Source organism: Halodesulfovibrio sp., assembly GCF_025210605.1.
Lineage (GTDB): Bacteria > Desulfobacterota > Desulfovibrionia > Desulfovibrionales > Desulfovibrionaceae > Halodesulfovibrio.
Genome location: NZ_JAOARI010000016.1, coordinates 1 through 4,969 on the forward strand (window position 1 = coordinate 1; position 4,969 = coordinate 4,969).

Here is a 4,969-nt window from a genome sequence, read left to right on the forward strand (position 1 = left end):
ATATTACTTTGAGCCAAGTGAAAGAGGCGGTTGCTTTAATAAACAACCGCCCCAAAAAGAAACTAGGTTTCAGGACAACCATCGAGTTTTTAACTGAACTCGGAATATATCAACTGTTAAGTTTGACGTGACAATCTGCGTAGAGAATCCGTAGCCGTTAGCTTTGACAACATGCTTGCCATCTACAATTTCCTTTCTTTACAGGTAATGGCGCGAATCTGTTTGTTTGACAGCTGGATGATTGTCCATGTGTCTTTCGGAATAACTTCCGTGAGTAACGGTGTCTGGCGTATTTTCATTAGAGGCCAAGCACCGGGTCGGGCTGGCGGTATCTGTTGTCTGCAACGCGGTTCGGCTGAAGATTTTTTGCTTCCCAAGGGGCAAATTTCAGCGCGTAGGATGTTGGGCTGTAGTCATGCTTTTTTTGTGAGCAAACAGACAGGCGTGGCTGCAAATAGATTGAGCTACATCGTGCACAAACTCTTTTTGCAAACTTTGCAAATTCTGCTGTTAAGCGGAGTTCTGCCGCTTGTAGTGTTCGCGGGAGCAATCGATTTGGTTAGGTCGTTTGACAAACAGCTTTCCACACCATGGACACGGTTTTGGCTTTTTGATCCGCCTTTTTGCAGCACACTACAAAAAAGGGCATGTAAAAACGCTCCAATCAGGCACGCTACAAGGCTAAACAACTTGTCGGGTTGCTTGACTCCAAACAGGCTATGAGTCTCAAGCTTGAATCCCCTGAGGTTATTGCAGGTAAACAGTTTGAGCAGGATATGCAGGAGTGGAGCAGGCAGCTTGATGCCTTTGCAGCTGGTGAGCAAAAGACGAAGGATTTGATTGTAGGGGGTACTCCTGACGTCTTACAGCGCTTAGGATTTCCAGATTATCCTGTCATCATGCAAGGTAAAGACGTTGCAAAAGTGCTCAGTGACCGCGAAGATCATTGTCTTCCTATGGAGCAATTACGAGTGTTACCGCAGGCTTTGTGGGAGCCTGTCATGATATTCAAGTCAGCATCTAAAACAGGTGCATATACGATTTTGACTGAAATTAAAAATCCAGTTGATAAAAGAAATGTAATGATTGCATTGCACCACAATGTGCGTAGTCAGCGTGTAAGGGTTAACCGTATTGCGAGTGCGTACACGAGAAGGCCGCATTGGTATGTTGGGTAAATAAGGATGGGGCTGCTGCGGTATCAGGATAAAAAGAAAAGCCTCGCATGGGCGAGAACTGCCAGGCTACAATTGCCCATAGTGCCGCCTATGCGAAACAATATAAATTTACTCACTGAAAACGAAATAGTCAAGCCAGCACTGCCGAATAATAAACATTCTCTTGCCCCTGAAAAGCCCACTTCCGGCATTCCAGCACAGAAGGTGCAGGATGCAATCAGCGCATTACCAGTCATGCCTAACGCTCTCGATGCATCTGTTGTGCAGTCAGAGGGTAATATTCCCGCCCATATTGAAGTGGGGCTGGAAAAGATAGATACACGCGGTGTGCGGGGTATTTATGACCCTGTGACCGAGCGTATTTATCTTGTAGCTGATAATATAGAGTCAGAGCAGGAAGCCAAAGAAATTTGGCTGCATGAGCAGGTAGGGCACCACGGATTACGCGGGATTATGGATGAGCAGGAGCGTAATCTGCTGCTTAACCAAGTAGCCTTATCTGTCGGCAATACCGAACTTCGATCTATTGCTGAACGCTACGGATTGGACTTGCAGGACAAATCGCAGCGTCAGCAGGCGGCAGAAGAGTATTTAGCCCAAGTGGCTGAAAAGCTGTTTTTGGGTGAATCTCTTTCTGTTAAGGCAGCACGGGCATGGAAAAAGCTTGTCGCTTTCATGAAAAAAGCGCTGGCAAAGTTCGGCATTGTGGATGCTCCGGATACGTTAGTTGAAGATGTCCTTGCCGATTCCGTCTCCTATTTGCGGGGGGCTGGCAGCAGTACCCGCATCATTGCAAAGGATGGGCAGCGCTACTATCTAGTACCGCAAGCTGTTATGCGCCATCCACGACTGGGCAGGGTACGTGACCTTTTGAATGTCGATATTGAATCTACTGAAATGCGCGACATAATCGACTAGAAAGACATGACAGCCCTGCAAGCCGCTGCGGGATTGCCGTATTGGTCCGCAAAGCAGAATGACGGGTTCCGTAAAGTCTATGAAGTACAGCTCACCCGTTCAGAGCGCAGGAACCGCATGCTGCAAGAATCTCTAAAAGAAGCATCCACACTTATGGATGGTAAGCTGAGTACTGAACAAGAGCAGAAACTCTCAGCTTTTGTATGGAAGTGGGACGGTAAAGAAATTGAGGAGCTAAAGGACATCAAGAAAGTGGTGTTCAAAGACGGGCAAGCAGAACCAGCCGTAGGCGATCAGGCACTCCAAGGCAGGGCGGGCGGTTTCTCCTGTGTACACCTTCCGTACCTTCTCTCATAATTTGCTGCTGCTTTGGAATCAGATGGCACGGCATGAGGGCAAAGAAGGCAAGGTAGCCCTTGCCAAATCTCTTGGGGCAACCGCAGCCCTTGGTGGTGTAACAGCATTGCCGATGTATGCCACAGCTATGGCGGTAGTCCAGCTCATTATAGGCAGTGACGATGATTGGACGGAAAAGATCAGGCGTGCATTGCCAAAGTCTGACATGCTGCGCGATATGGCAATTTACGGACTGCCCGCCGGATTTGGCGTGACCCTTGGCGGTTCCCTTGGGGTCGAAGCACCTATTGTTTCACGATTGAGTGCAGCGGATACCCCGCAGACAGCCCTTGCCGACAATTTGGGTGATATCCTCGGCATTCCTTGGGACTTGTTCGTGAAAAAGCCAACCCGCATCATGACCGCCCTTGAGAATGAAAACGATATGCGTGCCCTTGAGGAAGCCATGCCGACGGTGATTAAGAACATCATGCAGGCATACCGCCTGTGGAATGAAGGGCATACCTCATTGCGCGGGGCACCAATTGAAGGAGAGAAGCTTAGTACCAGTGAAATGGTCGCCCGTGCTATAGGCTTCCAGCCTGTCAGTGCCGTAAGGCAATGGGATAGTCATGCAGCCACCAAGCGCAGCATGGCAATCCGCAGCGAAACGGCAAATAAGATTGCCGCAAAGATCATGGCAGCCATCAAAGACAAGGATTATGCCGCACAGAAGAAAGCGCAATCCGAATGGATGGCGTGGAACGAGCAGGCGCAGAAGGATAAAAAGCCGTGGCTTATTGTGACTGGTGCAGATATCCGGCGCAGGTTGAAAGGGCGTATGAAGGGCAAGCGCCCGAATCGTCGGGAGATGCTTAGGAAGAAGGCTATGGGTGATGTTTGGTGAAGGAAAAGCCCCGTCAATAATGGCGGGGCGTAATGACTATTTATTTCTTGGCTGGGGTCTGGGGCTTTGGTGGAGGTGGCGGAGTTTTTCCTAACGGGACTGTATTGGTTTCTCCAGGTGATGCTTTAGGGGGTACTGGAATGCTTTTTCCTTCATTACTAGAATCTATTTTATTTTTATTGATCATAACAACTCCTTGCTGATTAGATTTATTGTTTTTGCGGCGTGTTGACAGGATTCCGTGGTTTTGGAGGTGGCGTAATTTTTTTCCCTTTTTCTAACCGCTCAGGCCGTGATTGAGGTGGAATTTTTTTTCCTTTTTCAACTCGGATAGTTATGTTTGTCATAGCTGACGTATCCTGTAATGCTTGTGTGTTAAGTTTTAACGCATTGGAGGAATACTTTTTGCCAATTTGATCAATATTGCATCCAATGAATATGACTAAGAAAAAAATTCCAATGAAAAACGCCCATAATCCAATGATGTTTGATTTCTCAATGCCACCATCGTATTTTGTTGGAATTTCTTCATATATCTTATCGTACTGTTCGCTAGCGTATCGCTTGTCGAGCTCTGTTAATTTTTCAGAAGCACTTTTTGCACTGTAGTTAAAAGATATTAAGACTGATAGCGTACTAATTAGTAAGCTAATCCAAGAAAAAATAAGTATCCATAATTGGGATGCCAAAGATAATGGAACAACTTTATCAATAAAGCTTGTTGAAAAAGCCAAGAATGTGCCGGCTAATGCTAGCAATTTATTATCGAAGCTAGCTTGCTGCTCAGAATTTATTTGATCTAGCGTTTTCCTGTACTCTAGGTATGCTTCTCTGTTTGGGTCTGGCTGCATTTCTCTAATGCAATCAATTAACGCTGCTGTATCGAATTTACAGGTACGCTCATCTTCTGAATTCGTTTGATCATCTTGTGGCATAATGAGTTATTTTTTGGGAGGGTTCGTTGGCGTTTCGTTTTTTCTATATGTGGGTTGCTTCGGTGGTGGTGGAGGGGGTTTTCCTGCGGTTTTATTAGTGCTTGGAGCCTGAATAATTATTTTTGTTTTGTCTTCCATGATCGCTCTCTGAAAATGTAAGTTAGAGTGAAAAGAATTAAAGAGTCTTTTACCAGCTTTGTTTTGCAGTATTTTTTCTAAATGTTCTTATCTGCGCTTCAATGTGCATATCATCTTTGCTTACCTGTTCAAGATAGTCACATAAGGCATCAGCGACTTCGTCCTTAGTTGCTCCGGCTTTTTTTGCTGCACTTATCATCTTCCGAGCATGTTGCTTTTCTATCTCATGCCCAGCGTAAACCTTGTCTACCATTCCAAAGCACTTTGGAACCATTTCTTTCCAATTCATTTAGTCTTTTTCTCCTGAGTAAGTAATTACTTTTAAGGCTGATAGATAAAGGTATAGTTTTATAAAATCAAGTACGTGTGCTGTAGATGTACGGATTTTGCTAAGTGTGCTGTATCCCTCTGTCATTAAAATACCATGTCGGCCTCCGGATTAAATTATGGCATGGTGCCTAAAAAGCGAATCACAGGAGGCCGACATGGCGAAGCTTACCGTATCATCAATCTATCGGTTCTTGGAAGGGTTTGATAATCTTCAAATCAACGTGGGA

Annotated in this window: 6 protein-coding genes; 4 read left to right on the top strand and 2 right to left on the bottom strand. The window is 45.7% G+C overall.

Features of this window, described 5'->3' with window-relative positions; all coding sequences use genetic code 11:
* Positions 1-719: 719 nt before the first annotated feature.
* From N4A56_RS05555 to N4A56_RS05570, 4 genes are all read left to right on the top strand, one after another.
* Positions 720-1,178, top strand: coding sequence for a hypothetical protein (locus N4A56_RS05555; RefSeq protein ID WP_295545620.1), 459 nt, complete (start codon positions 720-722; stop codon positions 1,176-1,178).
* Positions 1,179-1,268: 90 nt separating this feature from the next.
* Complete coding sequence (locus N4A56_RS05560; protein ID WP_295545622.1) at positions 1,269-2,096, top strand: hypothetical protein; 828 nt, start codon at positions 1,269-1,271, stop codon at positions 2,094-2,096.
* A gap of 6 nt (positions 2,097-2,102) precedes the next feature.
* Positions 2,103-2,453 (top strand): hypothetical protein, encoded by a 351-nt coding sequence (locus N4A56_RS05565; RefSeq protein WP_295545623.1) that lies wholly within the window; start codon positions 2,103-2,105, stop codon positions 2,451-2,453.
* Positions 2,454-2,475: 22 nt separating this feature from the next.
* Positions 2,476-3,339 (top strand): PLxRFG domain-containing protein, encoded by an 864-nt coding sequence (locus tag N4A56_RS05570; protein ID WP_295545625.1) that lies wholly within the window; start codon positions 2,476-2,478, stop codon positions 3,337-3,339.
* Between the two features lie 209 nt (positions 3,340-3,548).
* Here N4A56_RS05570 and N4A56_RS05575 read toward each other — a convergent pair whose 3' ends face one another.
* Both N4A56_RS05575 and N4A56_RS05580 read right to left on the bottom strand, forming a co-directional pair.
* The gene (locus tag N4A56_RS05575; RefSeq protein ID WP_295545628.1) at positions 3,549-4,274 is read right to left on the bottom strand and encodes a hypothetical protein; all 726 of its coding nucleotides are present in this window, start codon (positions 4,272-4,274) and stop codon (positions 3,549-3,551) included.
* Between the two features lie 187 nt (positions 4,275-4,461).
* Positions 4,462-4,701, bottom strand: a complete 240-nt coding sequence (locus tag N4A56_RS05580) for a hypothetical protein (protein ID WP_295545630.1) — start codon at positions 4,699-4,701, stop codon at positions 4,462-4,464.
* Positions 4,702-4,969: the final 268 nt, after the last annotated feature.

Coding starts and splice junctions, on each gene's coding strand:
- N4A56_RS05580 (WP_295545630.1), bottom strand. CDS start 4,701: ATGAATTGGAAAGAAATGGTTCCAAAGTGCTTTGGAATGGTAGACAAG.
- N4A56_RS05575 (WP_295545628.1), bottom strand. CDS start 4,274: ATGCCACAAGATGATCAAACGAATTCAGAAGATGAGCGTACCTGTAAA.
- N4A56_RS05565 (WP_295545623.1), top strand. CDS start 2,103: ATGACAGCCCTGCAAGCCGCTGCGGGATTGCCGTATTGGTCCGCAAAG.
- N4A56_RS05560 (WP_295545622.1), top strand. CDS start 1,269: ATGCGAAACAATATAAATTTACTCACTGAAAACGAAATAGTCAAGCCA.
- N4A56_RS05570 (WP_295545625.1), top strand. CDS start 2,476: ATGGCACGGCATGAGGGCAAAGAAGGCAAGGTAGCCCTTGCCAAATCT.
- N4A56_RS05555 (WP_295545620.1), top strand. CDS start 720: ATGAGTCTCAAGCTTGAATCCCCTGAGGTTATTGCAGGTAAACAGTTT.